Consider the following 1,201-nt stretch of genomic DNA (forward strand, 5'->3'; position numbering starts at 1 on the left):
CTAGTGTGACGTCTCTGAAATATCTAGCCATAAGCCCCTAAAGGTGATTCTCTGATCGCCGAAGATCTCGGAGGGTGTCAGGATGGCGTGGGGACAGGCGGTTCGGATCGAGTTGAGTGACGAGGAGCGCATTGAACTTCAGACGCGCATCCGACGGCGCAAAATCGCTCGCGGGGACGCAATGCGCGCCGAGATTATACTGCTGGCCGCGGACGGCATGAGCAATCTCGGGATCGCCGAGAAACTCCGGATCACGCGGGTAACGGTGGCGACCTGGCGGACGCGGTTTGCCGCGAAGCGTCTGGATGGCCTGCTCGACGAACCTCGCCCCGGCGCGCCGCGCAAGATCGGCGATGACAAGATTGCCGAGGTGATAACGACGACGCTGGAGAAGCTGCCCGCGGCGGCGACGCACTGGAGCACTCGGTCGATGGCGCGGGCGTCCGGACTGGCACCATCGACCGTGCACCGCATCTGGCGGGCCTTCTCTCTGCAGCCTCATCGAAGCGAGACATTCAAGCTTTCGACCGATCCCCTGTTCATCGAGAAGGTACGCGACATTGTTGGGCTCTACTTGAACCCGCCCGACCGTGCGGTGGTGCTCTGCGTCGACGAGAAGACACAGGTGCAGGCGCTCGACCGCTCCCAGCCGATCTTGCCGCTGCGGCCAGGGCAAGCCGAGCGTCGCACCCACGACTACAAGCGGCACGGCACGACATCGTTGTTCGCCGCACTTGACGTCAAGATCGGAACGATCATCGGCACGTGCATGCCACGCCACCGTGCCGCAGACTTCCGCCGCTTCCTGGACATGGTTGAGAAGAATGTCCCCGCTGATCTCGACGTGCACGTGGTGATGGACAACGCGTCGAGCCACAAGACCAAGCTGATCCGCGACTGGTTCGCCAAACGGCCCCGCTGGCATGTGCACTTCACCCCCACCTCGGCGTCTTGGATCAATCAGGTCGAACGCTTCTTCGGCATGCTCACCGATGACCAGATCCGCCGCGGCGCGCACCGCTCCGTCCGAGAACTGGAGGCGGCGATCACCACCTATATCGACGCCCACAACGCCGACCCTAAGCCATTCCGCTGGGTCAAGTCAGCCGACGAAATCCTCGCCGCCGTCCAACGCTTCTGCCAGCGCACCAACGCCATCCAGGATCACTCTGCATAGGAACTTCGGAATCGGCACACTAGG

The 1,201-nt window shown here is 62.6% G+C and carries 1 protein-coding gene; it reads left to right on the forward strand.

The window, feature by feature from the left end; translation table 11 throughout:
* The first annotated feature begins 82 nt into the window (after positions 1–82).
* Entirely contained in the window at positions 83–1,177 is a 1,095-nt protein-coding gene (locus tag APM_RS00825) for an IS630 family transposase (RefSeq protein WP_007421460.1), read from the forward strand.
* Positions 1,178–1,201: the final 24 nt, after the last annotated feature.

This window comes from Acidiphilium sp. PM, from assembly GCF_000219295.1.
In the GTDB taxonomy this organism is placed as follows: Bacteria; Pseudomonadota; Alphaproteobacteria; order Acetobacterales; family Acetobacteraceae; genus Acidiphilium; species Acidiphilium multivorum.